Annotated in this window: 1 protein-coding gene; it reads right to left on the bottom strand. The window is 60.5% G+C overall.

The annotated features are described in order from the left end of the window. A partial coding sequence (locus BBD46_RS18685; protein ID WP_139173714.1) for a zinc ribbon domain-containing protein occupies positions 1 to 587 on the bottom strand: 587 nt, incomplete at both ends.

Here is a 587-nt window from a genome sequence, read left to right on the forward strand (position 1 = left end):
TCGCTGAAGAACACACGAGCAACGTTCAGTGCCCCGATGTAGTCCCGGTCGCCCTCGAACCCACACCGCGTGTTATCACACCGGAAGTGCCCGCCCCACCTGTGTTCTTCGTGGTGGTCGGGTGACTTGCAGATGTGGCCGGTCGAACCACACCGGGGACACGACCGACTTGTTCCCTGTGGATAGACTCGCTCAACAACGAGACCGGCACACTCTGCCCGGTATTCGATGTTCTCGATGATGTCTCGACGCGCCCACGACGACAATTCCCACGACAACGTGCCTTCGTCACTCGGCGGGGAGAGCGACCGCAAGTCCTCGTGGACGATGGCGTCTACGTCGTAGGCGAGTGCAAGTGCGAGGACTTGGTTTGCGACGTCGTGTGTTAGTTGCTCGCGCTTGTGTCGAATCTTGCTGTTCACTCGCTCGTACTCACTGTGGATGTGGGCGAACTCGTCAGTATGCGAGCGATCGCCACGGCGCAACGCGGCAAGGCGGTCGTTCAGGCGGGTACGTTCGCGGTGGAGTCGTCGCATCTTCTCGCGGTCTGTGAACTGGATGAACTGTGGCGTGGATCGTTGCTCGCC

Source organism: Natrialba sp. SSL1 (assembly GCF_001861355.1).
In the GTDB taxonomy this organism is placed as follows: domain Archaea; phylum Halobacteriota; class Halobacteria; order Halobacteriales; family Natrialbaceae; genus Natrialba.